The sequence below is a fragment of the Chamaesiphon polymorphus CCALA 037 genome, from assembly GCF_003003845.1.
Lineage (GTDB): Bacteria > Cyanobacteriota > Cyanobacteriia > Cyanobacteriales > Chamaesiphonaceae > Chamaesiphon > Chamaesiphon polymorphus.
Genome location: NZ_PVWO01000056.1, coordinates 1 through 18,631, shown reverse-complemented (window position 1 = coordinate 18,631; position 18,631 = coordinate 1). Strand labels below are relative to the sequence as shown.

General features: G+C 46.1%; 19 protein-coding genes. 10 read left to right on the top strand and 9 right to left on the bottom strand.

The window, feature by feature from the left end:
* Nucleotides 1-60: 60 nt before the first annotated feature.
* Nucleotides 61-1,419 carry a DUF3086 domain-containing protein gene (locus C7B77_RS06765; RefSeq protein ID WP_106301887.1) on the bottom strand — a complete coding sequence of 453 codons (1,359 nt, stop codon included), beginning with the start codon at nucleotides 1,417-1,419 and terminating at the stop codon, nucleotides 61-63.
* Between the two features lie 184 nt (nucleotides 1,420-1,603).
* Complete coding sequence (locus C7B77_RS06760) at nucleotides 1,604-2,020, bottom strand: DUF6636 domain-containing protein (RefSeq protein WP_106301884.1); 417 nt, start codon at nucleotides 2,018-2,020, stop codon at nucleotides 1,604-1,606.
* A gap of 120 nt (nucleotides 2,021-2,140) precedes the next feature.
* On the opposite strand from C7B77_RS06760, the gene rpmH reads away from it, so the two are divergent.
* The 6 genes from rpmH (at nucleotide 2,141) to C7B77_RS06730 (ending at nucleotide 5,836) form a co-directional block, all read left to right on the top strand.
* Nucleotides 2,141-2,278 (top strand): 50S ribosomal protein L34, encoded by a 138-nt coding sequence (gene rpmH, locus C7B77_RS06755; RefSeq protein WP_015162297.1) that lies wholly within the window; start codon nucleotides 2,141-2,143, stop codon nucleotides 2,276-2,278.
* Nucleotides 2,279-2,316: 38 nt separating this feature from the next.
* Entirely contained in the window at nucleotides 2,317-2,688 is a 372-nt protein-coding gene (gene rnpA / locus C7B77_RS06750) for a ribonuclease P protein component (protein WP_106301881.1), read from the top strand.
* A complete protein-coding gene (locus C7B77_RS06745; protein WP_106301878.1) occupies nucleotides 2,678-3,100 on the top strand; it encodes a PH domain-containing protein in 423 nt (140 codons plus the stop codon). Before rnpA ends, C7B77_RS06745 begins: the two co-directional genes overlap by 11 nt.
* Before the next feature lie 213 nt (nucleotides 3,101-3,313).
* Nucleotides 3,314-4,477, top strand: coding sequence for a membrane protein insertase YidC (yidC, locus tag C7B77_RS06740; protein ID WP_106301875.1), 1,164 nt, complete (start codon nucleotides 3,314-3,316; stop codon nucleotides 4,475-4,477).
* A gap of 168 nt (nucleotides 4,478-4,645) precedes the next feature.
* Nucleotides 4,646-5,194, top strand: coding sequence for a Jag family protein (locus tag C7B77_RS06735; RefSeq protein WP_106301872.1), 549 nt, complete (start codon nucleotides 4,646-4,648; stop codon nucleotides 5,192-5,194).
* 117 nt (nucleotides 5,195-5,311) lie between these two features.
* Nucleotides 5,312-5,836, top strand: coding sequence for a YceD family protein (locus C7B77_RS06730; RefSeq protein ID WP_106301869.1), 525 nt, complete (start codon nucleotides 5,312-5,314; stop codon nucleotides 5,834-5,836).
* Nucleotides 5,837-5,905: 69 nt separating this feature from the next.
* Here C7B77_RS06730 and C7B77_RS06725 read toward each other — a convergent pair whose 3' ends face one another.
* From C7B77_RS06725 to C7B77_RS06710, 4 genes are read right to left on the bottom strand one after another with little or no spacing between them, the layout of a single operon-like run.
* Nucleotides 5,906-6,925: a hypothetical protein gene (locus tag C7B77_RS06725; protein ID WP_106301866.1), complete on the bottom strand. Its 1,020-nt coding sequence runs from the start codon at nucleotides 6,923-6,925 to the stop codon at nucleotides 5,906-5,908.
* Entirely contained in the window at nucleotides 6,823-8,820 is a 1,998-nt protein-coding gene (locus C7B77_RS06720) for an NACHT domain-containing protein (RefSeq protein WP_106301862.1), read from the bottom strand. The genes C7B77_RS06725 and C7B77_RS06720 overlap by 103 nt, the downstream gene beginning before the upstream one ends.
* A gap of 46 nt (nucleotides 8,821-8,866) precedes the next feature.
* Nucleotides 8,867-9,499 carry an RloB family protein gene (locus tag C7B77_RS06715; RefSeq protein ID WP_106301859.1) on the bottom strand — a complete coding sequence of 211 codons (633 nt, stop codon included), beginning with the start codon at nucleotides 9,497-9,499 and terminating at the stop codon, nucleotides 8,867-8,869.
* A gap of 1 nt (nucleotide 9,500) precedes the next feature.
* On the bottom strand, nucleotides 9,501-10,736 hold the full coding sequence (locus C7B77_RS06710; protein ID WP_106301857.1) for an AAA family ATPase: 1,236 nt from the start codon (nucleotides 10,734-10,736) through the stop codon (nucleotides 9,501-9,503).
* Nucleotides 10,737-10,983: 247 nt separating this feature from the next.
* On the opposite strand from C7B77_RS06710, the gene rlmD reads away from it, so the two are divergent.
* The 4 genes from rlmD to C7B77_RS06690 all read left to right on the top strand — a co-directional run bounded on the left by rlmD (nucleotide 10,984) and on the right by C7B77_RS06690 (nucleotide 16,818).
* Complete coding sequence (gene rlmD, locus C7B77_RS31850) at nucleotides 10,984-12,519, top strand: 23S rRNA (uracil(1939)-C(5))-methyltransferase RlmD (RefSeq protein WP_425430815.1); 1,536 nt, start codon at nucleotides 10,984-10,986, stop codon at nucleotides 12,517-12,519.
* Nucleotides 12,520-12,683: 164 nt separating this feature from the next.
* Nucleotides 12,684-12,803: a photosystem II reaction center protein I gene (locus tag C7B77_RS06700; RefSeq protein WP_106301851.1), complete on the top strand. Its 120-nt coding sequence runs from the start codon at nucleotides 12,684-12,686 to the stop codon at nucleotides 12,801-12,803.
* 39 nt (nucleotides 12,804-12,842) lie between these two features.
* Nucleotides 12,843-14,903, top strand: a complete 2,061-nt coding sequence (locus tag C7B77_RS06695) for a DUF3769 domain-containing protein (protein WP_146138212.1) — start codon at nucleotides 12,843-12,845, stop codon at nucleotides 14,901-14,903.
* A 43-nt stretch (nucleotides 14,904-14,946) separates the two neighbouring features.
* Complete coding sequence (locus C7B77_RS06690; RefSeq protein ID WP_106301890.1) at nucleotides 14,947-16,818, top strand: serine/threonine protein kinase; 1,872 nt, start codon at nucleotides 14,947-14,949, stop codon at nucleotides 16,816-16,818.
* Nucleotides 16,819-16,979: 161 nt separating this feature from the next.
* Here C7B77_RS06690 and C7B77_RS06685 read toward each other — a convergent pair whose 3' ends face one another.
* From C7B77_RS06685 to C7B77_RS06675, 3 genes are read right to left on the bottom strand one after another with little or no spacing between them, the layout of a single operon-like run.
* Nucleotides 16,980-17,432 (bottom strand): nitrogen fixation protein, encoded by a 453-nt coding sequence (locus tag C7B77_RS06685; protein WP_245894092.1) that lies wholly within the window; start codon nucleotides 17,430-17,432, stop codon nucleotides 16,980-16,982.
* Nucleotides 17,433-17,483: 51 nt separating this feature from the next.
* A complete protein-coding gene (locus C7B77_RS06680; RefSeq protein ID WP_106301842.1) occupies nucleotides 17,484-17,948 on the bottom strand; it encodes a hypothetical protein in 465 nt (154 codons plus the stop codon).
* 59 nt (nucleotides 17,949-18,007) lie between these two features.
* Nucleotides 18,008-18,421, bottom strand: coding sequence for a hypothetical protein (locus C7B77_RS06675; protein ID WP_146138211.1), 414 nt, complete (start codon nucleotides 18,419-18,421; stop codon nucleotides 18,008-18,010).
* Between the last annotated feature and the right edge of the window lie 210 nt (nucleotides 18,422-18,631).

The window sequence follows — 18,631 nt, the reverse complement described above, 5'->3', positions numbered from 1 at the left end:
GGGGAGAGGGAATTGCTCTATTACCCATCCACCCATCCACTCATCCACCCATCCACCCCTCTACCTGTACTCCCGAAAATCATCGATCTGTCGATCGGGATCGGGTGCGAAGGCTAGCCAGAGAGGATATTGCAAGATCGAGAGACTGATTTGGCCTTCAGAATTATCGATGATAATGAATGGCATTTCCTTATTAGCGACAATCCGATCGACTTTTTGGATCAGAGCTTCGGGATCTTCAAATAAAATAATACCCCCATTGCCGCCAAAATCGGGCTTGGAGAGTCCCAAACAGTCTTGAAAGCCTCGTCGCCAGTCGCCGAGGCGTTCGGGGAGGTTGGCGAGGACGAGAGTGCGGAGATAGTCTCCATATAGCTCTCGCAATACCGATACTGCTGCTGCTGCTATTAAGATATTCTGGAGGCGGCTACCCATGGTGCGGACGGCTCCCCGTCCATCTTTGGTAAAAAACCAGTCCGAAACCTTGTCTGCATGAACTGCTTCGAGGGTGCGGCGCAGTTGCCAAGTCGGAGCGTAGTAATCGGGCGCACTCCGATAGCGATCGATCGCGGCGCGAACTTTGCCCGCAGTTGCTTTAAATGCAGGTTCGGTAAATTGGGGCGACGATCGATCTTTCGATGCAGGTTGTGGTTGAGTGGCGGGTGTCTTGGGGAGTGGTGTTTGCAGCCGGATTTGGGCTGGTGGTGGTTGGGGAAATTCGATTTCTTCGGCGATGACGACTAAATCTTGCAGACTACCAACGAGGTAATCTTTGAATCCCTGGAGGCGGATCGCTACATCTTGAGATGCCCCAGCAAAGCTTTTGCTAATTTCTTCCTTGAGGCGATCGCGTCTGCGTTCGAGTTGTTCGACGGAGATTTGCAGTTTTTGGCGACGTTGTTCGAGTTCGGTTACTGAAGTTTGAATGATGTGCCCGAAACTCGTCTGGGTATCGATGATTTGTTGTTGCAGTTGGGCTTGAGTAGCTCTGAGCTTGACGATTTCTGCGGCGATCTGGGACTCCGTGCGCAGTAGATTTGTCATTTTGGCAGTAGCCGCTTCGCTAGAGTTGATGCTGGCTTCTGGCTCTGGATCTAGCTCTTGGCCGATTTCATCTAACAATACCGCCCAATTATCGTCGAGCGTGGGGGTTTGTGCTGCTGGCTCTGGTGGCTCTGGTGGTGCTGACGTTTTGGGTGGTGATGGGATCGCAGGTGTGGGTGTGGCTACTTGCGGTTCTTCAGCAACGGGAGTTACGGGCGGTTGCGTCTTTACCTCATCATTATTATTCCAGACATCTTCGAGCGGCTCCGATACTGGCGAGATCTCTTCTTCTACCACACTGACATCAATGATTTCTGGCGATCGGTTTGGCGATTTGAGATCTGATTTGGGATTTGCAGTTCCGTCGGAGTTCATAGAATAGATGTTGGCGTAACGATCGCAAAAGAGCAGTTGCCATAATATCGTGGGTGCAACCTCTGAATTTAGAGAGTTACACGCCGTTGGCAGATTCTCTGGGAAGGAGAATCGCTCACTATTGATTATATCTTACGTCCGATCTGCCCAGAAATTGAGAGCGGCGTTCTCGATCGCCGTCATCTTAAAAAACTTGCCACTGCGATCGAGAAAGGAAAAAACCATGCTGGCGAGAATTCAGACAAGTCAAACCAGTAGTTCTAGCCGTACATCTCAGTCCGGCTCGCCTCCAAGTACTGCCATAATTTAGTACCGGATAAGATCCAAAGACAGTATCGCCAGCACAAGCAGGTTGCGCTGGACGATTACGATCGAGCGATATTCCCGTCCAATCTAGCTGGCATGGAGACTTGGGTTTGGGATTTAGACCACTGCGGATGTCGCAGCGCAGATAATTATTATCCGAAAGATAGCAGGCAATATTACCGCTAGGCAACCGAAAACTGTCGCCATTTAAGCTGTTATCGATCGCCAAGCTCGGGCGATCGACAATCCCCAAGGCGATCGAAAATGCACCAATAACCAACCAATTAAATTTCATACTTAAAACTCGTTATCGAGTACCGATCCGCTATCGGGTAGAATAGCTGTTATACTAGTACATTGTGGCTTTTTTGCCTACAGTGTATTAATAATTAGTTAATTCGAGCGAATCTAACGTATGACAAAGCGTACTCTCGGCGGTACTAACCGCAAACAAAAAAGAACATCTGGTTTCAGAGCGCGGATGCGGTCGCGTACCGGACAAAAAGTCATCAAAGCACGTAGAGCCAGAGGACGGCATCGGTTGTCTGTGTAGATCTTTGTCTACCAGGAAATCGAAAATAATAGCAACTCGTGTCATTGCCTAAACCCCATCGACTCAGACGCAGGCAAGATTTTCAAAAAGTTTATCAGCAAGGCAAACGCCATCAACAAGCGCACTTGACGCTTAGAAGTTTGCGACACATGCCAGATGCCCCTGCCGAAAATCTACCTGCTACTCGGTTTGGGATTTCTGTTAGTCAAAAAGTCAGTAAAAAAGCAGTAGTTCGCAATCTGCTCAAACGACAAGTGAAAGCCGCTGTGCGTCAGCTTTTGCCGCAGATTCACAGTGGGTGGTCGATCGTCATCGGCGTCCGACCTTCGGCGCAGGGATGCGAATATGTCGAAATTTTGCGAGAATTAGAGCAGTTATTGACAGCCGCTGAGGTACTTGATGGGTATTAAAGAAGAAACGTTTTATGAAGGTGGCCCACATATTGGGGATCTGATTTTCAATTTATTTTTAGCAACATTCGTAATTTTCATCCCGCTGACGATCGGTTCGATCGTCAGAGCGATCTGGTTGAGATATAAAATTACCGATCGACGGATTTCCGTAACTGGTGGGTGGATGGGCAAAGATCGAACCGATCTCGTCTATTCGGAAATTACGGACGCACTAACTATCCCGCGTGGGTTAGGATTTTGGGGAGATATGGTAGTAACTCTCAAAGATGGCAGTCGTCTGGAGTTACGTTCTCTCCCTCGCTATCGCGAAATATACGATTATATTAACGAGCGAGTCCTCGCTAAAACTGGGCAACCCCTAGTCAGCGTAGCGGAAAAAGCAGAAGCTGCTGCCACTCAAACCACCTAATTTAGGGATTAGGTTTTAGGCTTTGCGGATGAAATCATGCGGAGATCTGTCTTGTCTCGCTTCCACGATCGGGTTTCTCGACCGGAGCGAGCCGCTCCTGCGCATGTGTTTCACCAAGCAAGGCTTTAGTTCATGGTCGATATTTACCCAATACCTAACACCTAATACCTAACACCTAATACCTAACACCTAATACCTAACACCTAGTTGACAATGGACTTTGGAATCGGATTTATTTCCAACAATATAATGCTGCCGATTATAGATTTTTTCTATGGAATCGTGCCTAGCTATGGTTTGGCGATCGTCGCTTTAACCTTGGTAATTCGTTTCGCGCTCTATCCGTTGGGTGCGGGGTCGATTCGCAATATGCGAAAGACCAAGATCTCTCAACCGCTGATGCAGAAGCGAGTTAAGGAAATTCAGCAAAAGTTTAAAGACGATCCGGCAAAGCAACAGCAAGCCATGAGTGATGTGTACAAGGAATTTGGCAATCCGTTAGCGGGGTGTCTGCCAGTACTCTTACAAATGCCTGTCTTGTTTGCGCTGTTTGCCACCTTACGGGGATCTCCATTTTCCAATGTCGAGTACAACGTTAACTTACAAGTAGTACCTGCGGCCCAAACCGCCCAAATTCAACCCCAAGCATTTAGTAGCGAACCACATAATATCTATTTAGCAACCAACATTCATGCGCCTGTAATTGCCAGCATTCCCACTGGTAATGTTTTAGCAGCGGGACAAACAGCGCAGGTTGAATTTAAAGGTGCCGATGGTAAACCTTTTAGCGAATTAGCCGCCCAATATCCCGATTCTAAACTCACTCCTGAGTGGACGATCGTCAAGGGGATAGAAAATGTTAAAGTCTCCCCTAACGGCCAAATTGAAGCGATCGCGCCTGGAGATGTGACCCTGAAAGGTACGATTCCGGGGATTGCTGCCGATACCGGATTCTTATTTATCGATGCACTCGGACACGTTGGCGCGATCGATCCAGATGGCAAAATCCACTGGGATATCATTGCCATGATCGTCTTTTTTGGCTTGAGTCTCTATGTCAGCCAAAACTTATCGAGTAGCACTGCTACTCCGGCTGCCGATGATGCTGCTGCTCAACAACAGCAAGCTGTCAATAAATTCACGCCGATTATCTTTTCGGGGATGTTTTTATTCTTCCCCTTGCCTGCGGGGGTACTGATGTACATGGCGATCGGTAACGTCTTTCAACTCGCTCAAACTTATCTAGTCAATCGCGAACCCTTACCGCCAGATTTACAAAAACTGGTCGAGCAACAAGAACGCGAAAAGCCTAAAGATAGTGGCGATCGCGAGGAACTTCCCTTCGAGAAAGCGAAGAAGAAGAAGAAAGCAACATAAAGTAGGCTTTAGGTATTAGGCTTTAGGCGTTAGGAAGAAGACTTTAGGCTTTAGGTTTTTGAAATGCGTTCTTAAGTCTTTCGTGCCCTATTTTCTAAAGCCTAAAGCCTAAAGCCTAAAGCCTTTTTCCTAAAATCTACCACCTAAAGCCTAAAGCTATCAAGCCTCATGACAGACCAACGCCTAGAACGCGGCCAACAGTGGTTGGAAAAACTACTGAGCCTAGCTGGAATTGCGACTACAGTAGATATTCAACAGCCAGAACATACCAGTGCGGCCAATTACTGGCTGACGATCGATCGAGACAAACTCACGCCAGTCCAGATCGAACACCTGATCGGTACCGACGGTGCCACCATCGATGCGATTCAATATTTAGCAAATGCTAGTCTCAATATCCATCAAGAAGCTGATTTACAAGCTGGATACACGATCGAATTAGACGGCTATCGTCACCGTCGCGCGATCGCGCTCAAAGCCATCGCCGATGAAGCAGCAACTCGGGTGCGGACGACAGGAAAAGAAGTTATTCTGCAACCAATGTCTTCAGCAGAACGTCGTCAGATGCACACTTTTTTTGACACTGAGGCTGATTATCAAGATCTAGCAACATACAGTCGCGGCCAAGAACCCGATCGACGATTGGTCATCAAATTAGCGCAAACTCCCGACGATGCTCCGCCACAGCCAGCCGGAGATCTAGAGAACGGCAACTAAAGGATATTTATTAATTAAGATTAATCTAATCGACTTTGTACGTGTGGGAAATCAACGATTGCGACTATCTTAAGAGTAGTCGCGAATCTACTTTTCTACTTCTTTCCCCTTTGACCGATGGAACCACTATACATACCCCAACTAGCAAATCGAAAGGATCGCACCCTAGAGATTATCGTCGATCGACTCATTCCTGACTTTGAAACCCTCACGCCTGTCAGAGGTAAAATAATTGTCAAACATGGGGGGACATATTTAGAAGTCTGGGCACAGGCAGAGACAATCATTACCCTCAAATGCGATCGCTGCTTGCAACAATACAACCACCGACTGGTGCTAGATACAAATGAAATTATTTGGCTCGAAGCAGAGCCTGAAGAACCAGCACGACACGGCGTCGAAGTTAAATCAGAGCTAGAAGACTTGGTAGAATCTTTACCACCCGACGGCCATTTTCCACCAGATGTGTGGCTGTACGAGCAATTGTGTCTAGCCGTTCCCCTGAGACAGTTGTGCAATCTAGATTGTGTGGGTATCAGTCCTGTCGGGACACCCATCCCCGAACCAGCAAAAAAGGCCGAAACCCTCGATAGTCGCTGGGGCATTCTTGAAACCCTCAAGGAGCGACTGGAAAATAATTAAATCTTTGGCATTTCAACAAACGATCGAACTTAGTTCGATCGTTTTTTACGTAAGCATAGAATAGATAATTTACCGATCCCAAATTTGGGTGAATTGTCGATCGGGTATTTGTTCTGCACAATACCAGAGTAATTTATAACATGCCATCGCACAAGCAGATCGATCGCCTGCTGCTACTGCTATGACTTGACTTTTTAAGCGATCGACAATTAGGGGTAATTGTTCGATTAATGCTATTTCTTTGAGATATTCAGCAGTTAATTTGTAAAAACTCTTAGACTGGGGAGTAGAAAGTAGCTTTAATAAAAAGTCCACCGCTAATGGATGTCCGGGTTGAAATTTGCCTAATTGATAAGCATAACGGCGTTGAGATTCGACATTATTAATAGTTATTAGTTTTTGTTCGATTTTGGCGATCGCGATCTCGATATTTTGGGTGCGAGCTACTTTTTTTCGCCGATTGTGGGTGCTGCTCGGCAACGTGCGAGCGTCAATAAATTGCTGTTGTGTTGCTGGATGGGTGGGTGCGATCTGGCGGAGATTTTCTATTGCCGCCATACCATCTGCGTGGTGGCGTGGGCTTGGTGCGGGCGACGAATTTCCAGATTCAATGATGCGAACGAGCGTATCGATCGCGAGGATAAGTAATGAATTATGGTTATCGTTGGCGTAGCCTCTCAGCATGAGAATCGCGGCTGATTCTAGTAATACTTTACCTAGCGTGAAGGCAGCTTTTCGAGTTAAAGCTACTGTTTTTTTACTGTGGATAATATCAACCAGAGTAGCGATCGCAGTCTCATTATAATTAGGATCGATTTTAGTTAATGATTCGCAAATCTTGATGAGGAGATCGCTATGCGAAACTAGTCCTGTAGCTCTAATTAAGGCCGCAATCGCAATCTCATTTCCCGGATCGAATACTTTGCCCAAACTGTGTGCTGCTTGCCAACATACGAACGGACTTTCGACAGTTTGGACTAGTTTTTCTAGCCCAGCAATTGCTGCCGATCGATCGGTTTTTCTGAGCGATGTTCTCGCGCCATCTTGAACTGGTAAGGGATAAAATTTCCAGGTGTTTTGCTCGGGCATAAATTTAGCGAACCGCCACTGTAGTAATCGATCGACAATTTGTAGGCGTAAAAGTGAAAAACCCCGCCATAAGATCGCTCGAAATCGATTAATGCACCGATAAATGCTTCCTTATCACAGACGGCAATATCTGCTCTCCCAAACCAAAATAGAATAGTCTCTTGCCAATAAGGACTAAAAATTGGCGAGTGATTGGTAGTAGTTCCCGCCAAAAAGTAGTGCCAATCGTCGATCGATCGAGCGGCAAAATATTCCTGGAAAGTGGAATGATAAAAGGCATAAATTTTGGCTCCCGTACTAGCAGAAATACCAACTTGGTTCAACCAGCCTAGTTGTAATGCTAATTCGAGCAGATCTGGCGAGAGTAATTCTAAAACGGTATGCTCGTGCAGTCTAAATCTCACTCGTTCTTGGGTTTCCCCTGGTGACTCTAAGCTGAGTGCTTGCAAGGCTAATTTCCCTAAAGCCGAATTTAACTGTTGACGTTGCGCCAAACTAGTCGGAAACCGATCTTGTTTCCACGCATAAATAGTATCGGTAAATTGTCGATACAAACTAGCTTTAGTACTGGGTAATTTACCTTGAGTTAGCAACCAATAGCGACATAATAAAGCCAATCGCAGCGGATTTTTAATGGCATCGCGCAACCGTTGATATTGAGGTTGTGCTAGTTCGGTACTGAGATTTTCGCCCAGATTTGGCTGAGTGCGAAACCAGCCTTGAATAAATTGTCGCACTCGATCGGGCGAGCCGCGATAACCATCGCTCAAACTAAGATTGCGATAGGTACTAAAATTTTCTAGCGCGTTTTTACCACTATCCCAAACATTCGATCGACATGTCAAAATGACGTGAGCCGAGCCAATCCAGCCGCGCAATTGTCGCTCGATACTCGTGAGGGCGATACTCGCATCGATTGCCATTTCATCGACAGCATCGAGCAGCAACCAGACTTTCCCACTCTCGAATTGCGATGCAAAATCTTGTTGCAATTGCGGTGCGATCGCGATCTGGCGCGTGGCAAGTTTGAGCCAGTCTTGTAACAGATAATCTTCCAAAGTTTTGCTCTGAAGATCGGCAAGCGAAATCCAAATTGGGAGCAATTGCAGATCGAGCAATCCAGCGGCTAACTTTTGCAAACAGGTAGTTTTACCCGAACCTGGTTCGCCGATAATGCCAATTCGATTGGGTTCTGAATTGGTGACTAGTCGATCTAGCAATCGATCGAGATCCAGATCGCCAATGCTATTTAACCCATTTTCCTCCCCAGTACCATCGATACCCGCTTGTACCTCAAACATTACAGCGCGCTGTCTTTCCATCAAGTCTAGGGGCACATAGACCTCTTCGAGACTAAATTTCAGTCGATCCTCTCCCATCAGGGGATTGGTGGTAATCCGGTGATATTGTTGAGTATTCAGACTCGATCGGACTAGTTCCCACCAGTAATCTAAATTAGATACTGCTGGTTTGCTATCGATCGAAGGTTGCGGCGACTTCCGGCAATCCCATTCCCGCGAAAATCGATCGAGATTAGCCGCTCGATCGAATCTGTCGTACCACAAATTGAGGGTAAAATGCCAAGTTTCCGAGCCACCCTTGCTCGCACGATTATCTTCGACAATCTCCAGAAAATCAGTCAAACATTTAATCGCTTCCTTGATCTGTTCCCCAGTTAGTGTCGTACCTGCTAATTTAGTTAGCTGTTCGAGATATCTAACTTTCGTCCGAATTACACACCGCTGGGAAGTTTGCCAATGCAGTTGAATATCCCGCTGTAAGCTCTCCAACTGGCGTTCGTCAGCAGCTAATTCATCATTGGCATAGTCAACCAACACCGCGAAGAATTGCACGGTGCGTTGTTTGACAGCATTACCATAATTAGGACGCGGCATATTTGAGAATTAATTAGAAGTTGTTGCTTAGTGGACTCCTCCGATCTCAACGAATGTATCGATTCAACTCTTCAACCAGAAGATGAACGGTGGTAGCAGGATTATCGCTTTCCGGATCGTGCGGCTCGTAACTGGCTAATAAAATTTTGGCGTGTTTAATTGCTTGAGGCTGCTTATCTTCAAGTTTCACATACATATCATCACTATTCTTCTCGTAATCACAGTTTAGTGATTTAGTCAATTTTTTCTTGTGGTCACTTCTCGGTATGCCAGTATCAACATAGTTAAAATGTAATAAATACCAAATTTCAAAGCACTCATTGGAATAGGCAACATTAATATTTTTCTTCGCTGCTATTTTCAATGCTTCTCTAAATCTAGGTGCGGTGTTGTTAACCTTAGATGGATCTCGATCGAATACACACCACACTCGATCGAATTTTTTGGCTGTCATTAACTCGATTGCCTTATTGACTACCGAAATCGTTTCGCATCCAGCCCCGACAATTGTAACTTCTGGTCTAGTACTGACAGGGAAACTTTTAAAATAATTCGGCTCAGTTTTTTCACCTTCACAGACAATGAGAAAAGTTGGAATGGTATCTCTAGTAGCTACTTCTCTATTTGTAAGACCTTTTTCTGAACGTGACTGCGATCGACGATCTCTATTCCTAGACATATTATTTTTTACCCAACAACCGACTCAAATCACCAATAAACGGCACTGCGCCATATTTACCAGCAATATAATCTTGCTCGAAGCTAGCCTGCCATGGGATTTTATACTCTACTAATGAATATAGATCGGTTGCTCCATAACGATTCTTTTCGGTAAACCAAACTTGGTCTTTCCGAAATAAGTTACAGCTTAGTAAATTGGTATCGTGGGTCGTGAATATTAATTGTGCATTATTGGGATTGGTTTTAGAAGAATTGAATAGCCTGACGATCGCGCAAGTAATTAATGGATGTAATCTAGCATCTAATTCATCAACTATCAATATACCTCCAATTCTTATCAAATTCATTAGCATACCTGACAACCCATAAAGTTTTTGAGTGCCAGCCGATTCTTCTTTTCCAATATCAAATTTTTCTAATGATAGCTTGTTACCTTCAGCATCGTACTTCCAGTGGGTAGTTTTAATTTCATATCTAAATGAACTTTGTTCAGCGTCAATCGGTATTTTAAACAAGTTAATATCTTCGATTCCAAGATCTAAACTCTTTGTTAGATCTTTTATATATTGCCTACCATTATTATCTTCAATTACAATATTATCAGTTATGGTTTTACAAAAAACTTCATCATCTATATCAGAGATGATAACCAATGAATCAAACCAGTCCGTGATATCTGTAGCTATATCACCAGCAAATTGGGCTACGACAGATAGAAATAGAGCATCAGCTCTTGTTCTATTGGCTAAATCTTGTCCTTCTTCAAAATTTTTTGATACGTTGATGTCCTTTCCCTCACGTGAAAATAATTCACTTTCTGTAATTGTCAATGTCTGATATAACCATTCAGATTTGATACTGTGGCGATCGACTTCAAAGCCATAGCGATACCTATTCTTACCGAGTGAGAATATAATTTCAAAATAAGATGGCTCATTTTCAGTATCCTTACTCAGTTTATATACTTCCGTTTCAATTGGTTCTTTAACCCGTCTACCTATAGCGGAGTTCAGTACAAAACTTTTCACAAAAGCAATTGCTCTTATTAAATTACTTTTGCCACTGGCATTTGCGCCATAAATGGCAGCACTTTTTAGTAAATCGATATCTTGGGCGATCGCAAATACATTATTTAGATCTGTCGTTTCGTCTTCATGAGGAATTGGTGCTGCAACCATGCTAAAAGTTACAACATCTTTAAACGATCTATAGTTACCAACGCTAAATTCAATCATCTAAAAATTACAATATCTCGAACAGCTCTCACCATCTCAATTACCGTTGCGTCCGAGTGAAACAACCGCAACCAAACTCGATCGAAAGATAATCTGCTTGGCCGATCGATCGAACCTATTTATTTTATCGCATCCCTCCTCAATAACTGCTATCCTAGTAGATTGCTCTCTTGTGCGTAAACACATCATGTTTCCTGAAAATTTGCCTACTGACAGTTCGAGCGAACTGCCTGTCAACAGCCATTCTATGAAACAAGGCGATGTGGTAGAAATCCAGATCGTCGATGTCAGCGAGAGTGGTGAGGGCGTAGGGCGAGTAAACGAGCGAGTCGTGTTCGTTCCCGATACAGTTACAGGCGATCGCATTACCGCCAGAATTACTCATGTCAAACGTCAGTACGCCCACGGCAAATTATTAGAAGTCATCGAGGCTTCCCCGCACCGCGTGCGCCCCAGTTGTATCGTGGCGGATAAGTGCGGCGGCTGTCAGTTGCAACATATTGACTATGACTATCAGCTCGCAGCTAAAGAAAATCAAGTATTACAAGCTCTCAAACGCATTGGTGGATTTGCCGAGCCTCCCGTCGCGCCGATTGTCGGCGCACGCGGCAACTTTGCCTATCGTAATAAAGTTACCTATCCGCTCGGCGTCAGCGACTCCGGTACTGTCAAAGCTGGCTATTATCGTAAGGGTACCCATCAAATCGTCAATCTCAATCAATGTCCGGTACAAGACGAGCGGCTGAATCCGCTGCTCGCCGAGATCAAACAAGATATTCAAGATCGGGGTTGGCAAATCTATCAACCAGAGAGTAAAGGAGCCAGAGAACCAGGTTCGCGTCGTACTGGAGTGCAGATCCTCGTTTCTCAAGAGCAAGATGCAGGCGTGAGCGAGCGCGGTATCCCCAAACCCAAGCTCCGCAACCGTCCGACTGTTACCGAAGTTATCGATATCCCCGACGATCGCCCCAAATTTCGGCATTTATTACTGCGGATCGGACGACGGACTGGGGAAATTTTGTTGACATTGGTAGTAACAGATTTAAATATTCCCGATATAGAAGGACAAGCGCAACGCTGGATGCAGCGTTATCCCAAGCTCGTCGGCGTCTGTCTCAATCTTAACGATCGACCGACTAATAATATCTTCGGTACCGAAACTCGGTGCGTGGCTGGGCGCGAATTTATTTGTGAGACTTTTGGTAACTTACAGTTTCAACTTAAAGGCGATACCTTCTTTCAGATCTATACCGAGCAAGCCGAAGCCGTGCTAGATCTAATTGTCGATCGAGCTGGCTTCACAGGTACCGAAACGCTGATCGATGCTTATTGTGGGATCGGTACTTTTACGCTACCACTCTCTAAGCGTGTCAAACGCGTCATGGGCATCGAAGTTCACAGTGCGTCAGTAATTCAAGCCAGAGCCAATGCCCGACTCAATGGCATTAATAATGTCGAATTCCGTACTGGGGAAGTTGAAGAATTATTACCAGAACTAGACATGCAAGCCGATGTCGTGTTGCTCGATCCGCCCCGCACGGGTTGCGATCGTGCCGTCCTCGACGCGCTCACAGACATGCAGCCAGCACAAATCATCTATATCAGTTGCAAACCCTCCACTCTGGCTCGCGACTTACAAATCCTCTGCGAGCAAGGTAACTACCAGATCGATCTCGTCCAGCCTGCCGATTTCTTCCCCCAAACCGCACATGTAGAATGCGTCGCGTTCCTGAGTAAGTCGCAGGTAACAACAACCGCTCCAGCGGAACTCGCTAGCAGCTAAGTGGATGCGGGGTAGGGCAATTATTGACCCTACTCTAAATTTTGCAAGACATGCAAGAAATTGCCAATGTCAACCGCTTGCGGGTGTTGAAACGGATCGCAAGACGTCGGTCATCAGTTATGATATAGAGTATTGTAAAGTACATCCACGGAGATAATCGATCGATGGGCACGTTAAAAATCGTAGTTAATATTGTAGTAGCAGCATTTCTGCTCGTATTCATCTTTGGTTTCTTATCAAACGATCCTTCACGGAACCCCAGCCGCCGCGATCTGTCTGAATAATATAGTTCGGACAAATAGCGAAACATCGGGAGTAACAGCGTGGGGAAAAAGTTAGATCGGTATATGGCTCGGCGCACCTGGAAAGCCGCCCAGTATTTATTACTATTGTCCTACTACTCGATCGACATTTCTCTACGTCCCGTGCTAGCGGGTTCTCTGGCTCCATCGCCAAGTACAGACAGCATCTTGGTTGCCAAATCGGCACCCTTGACCTATACGATCGTCCAAAATGGCCCTCAAGAGCCGCCCACGACTAATATCGCGGCACCAAATGGCAACAAGATCGAACTTGATGCCGAACAACAAGAATTTGACAATACCAGCCAAATAATTACAGCGACCGGAAAAGTAGTGGTACGCTTCAATAAAGCCCTACTGACTGCCGATCGATTGCGAGTCAATCTCCTCACCAAAATTGCCACTGCTGACGGGAATGTCACGCTAGTACGGGGCAAGCAGATTCTCTACGGGACGCAATTTGAATATAACTTTGAAGACGATCGCGGTAGCATTGTCGAGGCGCGTGGGGATATTTACCAGCCGACACTAGTTCGGGATCTCAATCTCGTTTCGCCAGCATCTGTCCCCACTCCCGCAGGCGAGAAACCATTTACCGAGATCCTCCTGAGCGATCGATTGCGGAACGATCAACCAGTCACCAATATTCGCAATCCCGGCTCGGTTGGCATCAACACCAGCGAACGCGATATCGATATGCAGCCGACGCTCAGACCGACAGGTGGGACGTTGACGCGACTGCGCTTTCAGGCGGATAAAGTTGATTTCACTGGCGATCGAGTAATTGCCGAAAAAATTCGGATTACCAACGATCCATTTTCGCCCCCAGAACTCCAAGTTAAAGCCGATCGCGCTCAGTTTAGGACGATTAATAGTGAAGAAGACGAAATTCTCACCAGCAATGCGCGGATTACCGTCGAAAATAACTTTGATATACCCTTATCCCCGATCTTCCGCGATCGATTAGTCATCAATAGACTCGGTAAAAGTTCCAACCCTTTCAATTTTGGATTTGACGGACAGGAGCGGGGTGGCTTCTTTATTGAAAATGCTTTTTACCCAGTTTTCGATTCGCGATTTAAGCTGACAATTACACCCCAATATTTCGTCCAGCGCGCCGTAACTGGCTTGAAATTTTTCGATCCGGCGTCGTTTGGCGTTAAAACTAGTATCGAAGGCAATTTAAGCCCAAATACCACACTGCTAGCATCAGCAGCCTTAGCAGGCTTAAATTTCGATAAGATTAGCGAGAATTTTCGCGGCCAAGTTGCAGTCAGACAAACTCTCAATTTATTTGAATATCCCCATGTATTTACAGCCGATGCGGCTTACAGACAGCGTGTTTTTAATGGTTCGTTAAGAGATCAAGATATCCAATCGAGTATTGGTGCCGTTTTAACTTCTCCTTTTATTCCGCTCGGCAACACGGGTATCAGCTTAAACTATCAACTTGGCGCACAGGCCATTAATGCCAATACCGATCGGCCAAATCTGCTCGGGGCCAATCGCACCAACGATCTAGTCTCGCTCAATCGCTATCAAGCCTCGGCTAATCTCGGTAAAAGTTTTAAGTTGTGGGAGGGGCAAAGTTTACCGCCAAACGAAAAAGAAACCTATAATTATAGTCCGGTTCCAGTCGTGCCCTATCTTCAGCTTAATACCGGAATTCAAGGGGCAATTAATAGCTATAGCAATGGCGAAAACCAACCAGTTGTCGGCTATTATGTCGGCATTCAAGGACAGTTTGGTAATTTCTCTAAGCAAACTTTCGACTATACCGGATTTAATCTCACATATTTTCAACAATTTCGCGGTACGAGTTCGCCATTTCTATTCGATCGGATCGTAGACAATCGCATTTTATCCGCAGGGATCAATCAACAAATTAGCGGCCCATTTAGACTGGGGATTCAATCGTCAATTAATTTAGATTCCGGCCAACAAATCAGTACAGATTATTATTTAGAATATAGTCGGCGGACTTATAATGTCATCGTCCGCTATAATCCCGCCCTCCAATTAGGCTCGATCGGGTTTAGGCTCAATGACTTTAATTGGGATGGCATCACGCCTAGCTTTTAAGGATCCAAATTCTAATTCCTCAGTTCCGATCGACTTTTGTCCTATGAGTTCTCCTTCTTATTCCAATCCCTGGCTCGGTCGATCGCTCGGCGATAACCAGCGGTATCGTCTGGATCGACGCTTAGGTGGCGGCGGGATGGGAGACGTTTTTTTGGCAACCGATACTCGGATCGGTCAGCAGGTGGCCTTGAAGCTGCTTAAAGATAATCTGGTAGAATCACCAGAAATGATCCAGCGATTCGAGCATGAGATCGCGATTTGTGCGGCACTCCACAACGATCATATCGTCAAGATTATGGATTCTGGAGTCACGCCTGAAGGCTATCCCTTCTATGTGATGGAATATTTGCGCGGGATTACTTTGGGCGAATTACTGCGTGCCGAGCCGCGACTGCCACTCGATCGCACGGCAAATATTATCTCTCAGGTGTGTAATGGGCTGCTCCAGGCGCATCAAGGGGTAAATTTACCTGGAGGAGAGCATATCGAGGCGGTGATTCATCGCGATCTCAAACCAGATAATATTTTTCTGCAACCGACAGATTTAGGGGAATGGATCAAAATTGTGGACTTTGGCATTGCCAAAATTCGCTATAAAGATCGTCAAAATCAAACGCTGACGCATACTTTTTTGGGGACATTACGCTATGCTTCCCCAGAACAAATGATGGGAAATCGGGAACTAGACGCCAGATCGGATATTTACAGTCTGGGCGTGATTCTCTACGAAATGCTCAGTGGTGCCGATCCCTTTGGTTTCAATATTCAGCCGCGCCCGATGAGTGAGGCATCGTGGATTATCGCCCATACCTCCGAGCAACCGATTCCATTGCGATCGCAGCCCGGTTGCGATCGATTGCCAGCTAGTCTCGAAGCAGTCACCCGCCGTTGTCTGGAAAAAAATCCCGATCTCCGGTTTGCATCGGTAGCCGAATTCAATCTTGCCCTCCAAGCTACCCTAAATACTCCCACTACCGAAGAAGGTCAGACGATCGCTCGACCCCACGCAGAAGCTACGCCCGCTGCCAATCATGATGAAACGATCGCCAACGCGATTTCGCCACCACCTTCGGCACCAACAGCGATTAATCCCCTCATCGTTCCATCTCAATCAGAAACAATCCGGCGATCGGTATCGCCTGTAGAACCAGCACCGAGTGCCAATCTCGAAGCCACAATCGCGAACCCGATTTCACCCCCACCGAGCGGTTCGTCCGTGCCAACGCCGCAACCCATCCAGGGTGCCAATCTCGAAGCCACGATCGCGAACCCGATTTCACCCCCACCGAGCGATTCTCACGCACCAGCAATCTCGAACCAGAGTGTGCCCCCAGTCCCACAGCCAGTCGTCGAAGACAAACCGAAGGTGCAACCCCATCTGTCGGTACCATCTAGCAATCTCCAGACACCACCCGCCGAAATGCGATCGCCAGTTCAACCCGCCCAGAGCAAAAATTCTGGGCTGAAACTAGCGATCGGTTGTATATTGGGAGTGGTAGTAGGTGCGGTGCTCTATCTATGGACTCAATCTCAACCCGCTCCTGTCGCGACAAATTCAGCAGGCAATACCACCGAGTCATTACCACCAACTACACCCACTAACTCTGAAGCCAATCTAGCCACAACCGAGCGATTGGCAGTGGCAATTAAATCGCTAGACGAGCGTAAAATTCAAGCAGGTGATGAGATTAGTTTGCGATCGGCGATCGATGCTGCTAGCCAAATCCCCCAGGGTAGTCCCGATTATGCCAAAGCTCAAACCATCGGTGCCGATGCAGCTCGCTTGGCTGAGGCAATTAAGTTTGCCAATGGCGGTAAATTAACTGAAGCGATTGCCGCAGCCGAAAAAATCTCCAGTCAGAGTCCGATCTTCAAAAAAGCCCGAGCTTATATTGACGAATGGAAAAAAGTCTAGGGTACCGATCTCGACTTACAGCGGTTTGAGATCTAATACACCACACCAAAATCTAGGATGGTGCGTTACCCTAACGGGATAACACACCCTACCAAAGGTGGTTCATTTGAACGGAATTTGCTGTAAGTCCCAAAGTTGGATTAGATCGCTCGCCACCTAACTCAATCTTCATAAACAGAAGGATCGATCGCGTGAATCAACTCCTCAGAGGCGACGTAATTGTCGCGGACTACTTGCTGACAGCGGAGACAAGCGGCGGCACCTTCTTGGTACCACCAGCGACAAGTAGCGCGAATGGCACAGGCGGGGAGACGATCGGTTACAGGAGGTAAGCCATCGATAATACGGGCGGTGAGGCGACATTTAGTACCATCAAAATGCGCGCAACCATTTTCGATACAGGTAGCGGCGATCCGAAACATTTCCGCAGGCTTTACGGGTGCATCGAGAGCTAATAACTCTGGGGGAATGGGTTTGACTCGATCGAGATGAACTACATGAGGTTCTTCCGGCGTGCCGACGACGATGCCAAAAATTACACTACCAGACATTTCGGCATCCGCACTCGGACACATCAGGGATGTTGACGATCTATTTGACTGACGCTCTGACATAATAAGTAACCTTAATTGACATCGTTGAAGACTGAAAATATGCGCTAATTATTAGCGATTGGGGATGGCAATAATGCCGTTAATAATTGGCAATTTGTTGGGGTTGGCAATTTTGCCATTAATAATTGGCCCATGAGGATTCTCGATTTTGCCATTAATAATTGGCCCTTTGGGGTTGGCATATCGACCATTAATAATGGGTCGATGGGGATTGACAATGATGCCATTCACAATTGGCCCATTGGGTTCGCCAACAGCAATACCGTTTTTCTCTCCTTGTGCGAGTAGCGCGCGGTTAATTGCCAACTCAATTAAATTGTCATAATTGCCATCGAGATCGATCGATTTAGCAATAGTCCGACTGAGATTGGTAATCTGCTGGCTATTTTCGGTTGACGCTCCCGTCGCGGCAACCGCACCGTTCGCACCCATAAGTAACCCAGTCAGTGTCAGTAAGGCTAATAAAAACTTAGTTTTCATCACAGAACCAGAGGATAGAGGAATGTAAATATTCATACAATTTCCTCGATCGTCATTTCGGAAAGGTAGAAATTGCTAAAAAAGATCGGCGTCGATTACTTCTTCTTAACTTTGATACCGCCAGCAGGTTGGGGCCGATCGGATGTAGTTTTCTTAGTTTTGATTTGACCGATTTTTAGATCCGTTGGAGCCTCCCATTTACCACCAATCAGTGGTTTTTTATCGATCTGACTTGCCTCTGGCGGCTTGGCAACTGGCACGCCAGCAGTCCGAATTTGAGGAAGGGGAACCACGTTAACCTGTTGTGCTATTAAAGCCCGATCGACGGCCATTTCTATCAAACTATAAGTATCTCGATCGAAACCAATTAATTCAGCCATAGTTCGACTCAGATTAGCATTCTGCCGCTCGGCGATCGTCGGTGTTACCATTACCGCAGAAGCACTATTCGCACTCCAGCAAAGTCCACTCACAGCGAGTAACATCAAAAAAAACTTAGTTTTCATCATAAAATTCGATCGATTAATGCCATTGTGAATTTTGGATTTTAGGTTGGAGAGCCACACCAATTCAGTATCGCTACAATTTTGCCACTTGTTATTTCGCAAACATAGCCTAATACCTAAAACCTAAAACCTAAAGCCTAATCCCTAAAACCTAAAGCCTAATACCTAAAGCCTAATACCTAAAACCTAAAGCCTAAAGCCTAAAGCCTAATC

What these genes read in the sequence shown, in the direction of transcription:
- C7B77_RS06730 (WP_106301869.1), top strand. Translation starts at nt 5,312, where the DNA reads ATGGAACCACTATACATACCCCAACTAGCAAATCGAAAGGATCGCACC.
- yidC (WP_106301875.1), top strand. Translation starts at nt 3,314, where the DNA reads ATGGACTTTGGAATCGGATTTATTTCCAACAATATAATGCTGCCGATT.
- rpmH (WP_015162297.1), top strand. Translation starts at nt 2,141, where the DNA reads ATGACAAAGCGTACTCTCGGCGGTACTAACCGCAAACAAAAAAGAACA.
- C7B77_RS06700 (WP_106301851.1), top strand. Translation starts at nt 12,684, where the DNA reads ATGGGCACGTTAAAAATCGTAGTTAATATTGTAGTAGCAGCATTTCTG.
- C7B77_RS06760 (WP_106301884.1), bottom strand. Translation starts at nt 2,020, where the DNA reads ATGAAATTTAATTGGTTGGTTATTGGTGCATTTTCGATCGCCTTGGGG.
- C7B77_RS06715 (WP_106301859.1), bottom strand. Translation starts at nt 9,499, where the DNA reads ATGTCTAGGAATAGAGATCGTCGATCGCAGTCACGTTCAGAAAAAGGT.
- C7B77_RS06765 (WP_106301887.1), bottom strand. Translation starts at nt 1,419, where the DNA reads ATGAACTCCGACGGAACTGCAAATCCCAAATCAGATCTCAAATCGCCA.
- C7B77_RS06710 (WP_106301857.1), bottom strand. Translation starts at nt 10,736, where the DNA reads ATGATTGAATTTAGCGTTGGTAACTATAGATCGTTTAAAGATGTTGTA.
- C7B77_RS06690 (WP_106301890.1), top strand. Translation starts at nt 14,947, where the DNA reads ATGAGTTCTCCTTCTTATTCCAATCCCTGGCTCGGTCGATCGCTCGGC.
- rlmD (WP_425430815.1), top strand. Translation starts at nt 10,984, where the DNA reads ATGAAACAAGGCGATGTGGTAGAAATCCAGATCGTCGATGTCAGCGAG.
- C7B77_RS06680 (WP_106301842.1), bottom strand. Translation starts at nt 17,948, where the DNA reads ATGAATATTTACATTCCTCTATCCTCTGGTTCTGTGATGAAAACTAAG.
- C7B77_RS06720 (WP_106301862.1), bottom strand. Translation starts at nt 8,820, where the DNA reads ATGCCGCGTCCTAATTATGGTAATGCTGTCAAACAACGCACCGTGCAA.
- C7B77_RS06735 (WP_106301872.1), top strand. Translation starts at nt 4,646, where the DNA reads ATGACAGACCAACGCCTAGAACGCGGCCAACAGTGGTTGGAAAAACTA.
- C7B77_RS06745 (WP_106301878.1), top strand. Translation starts at nt 2,678, where the DNA reads ATGGGTATTAAAGAAGAAACGTTTTATGAAGGTGGCCCACATATTGGG.
- C7B77_RS06725 (WP_106301866.1), bottom strand. Translation starts at nt 6,925, where the DNA reads ATGCCCGAGCAAAACACCTGGAAATTTTATCCCTTACCAGTTCAAGAT.
- C7B77_RS06675 (WP_146138211.1), bottom strand. Translation starts at nt 18,421, where the DNA reads ATGATGAAAACTAAGTTTTTTTTGATGTTACTCGCTGTGAGTGGACTT.
- C7B77_RS06685 (WP_245894092.1), bottom strand. Translation starts at nt 17,432, where the DNA reads ATGTCAGAGCGTCAGTCAAATAGATCGTCAACATCCCTGATGTGTCCG.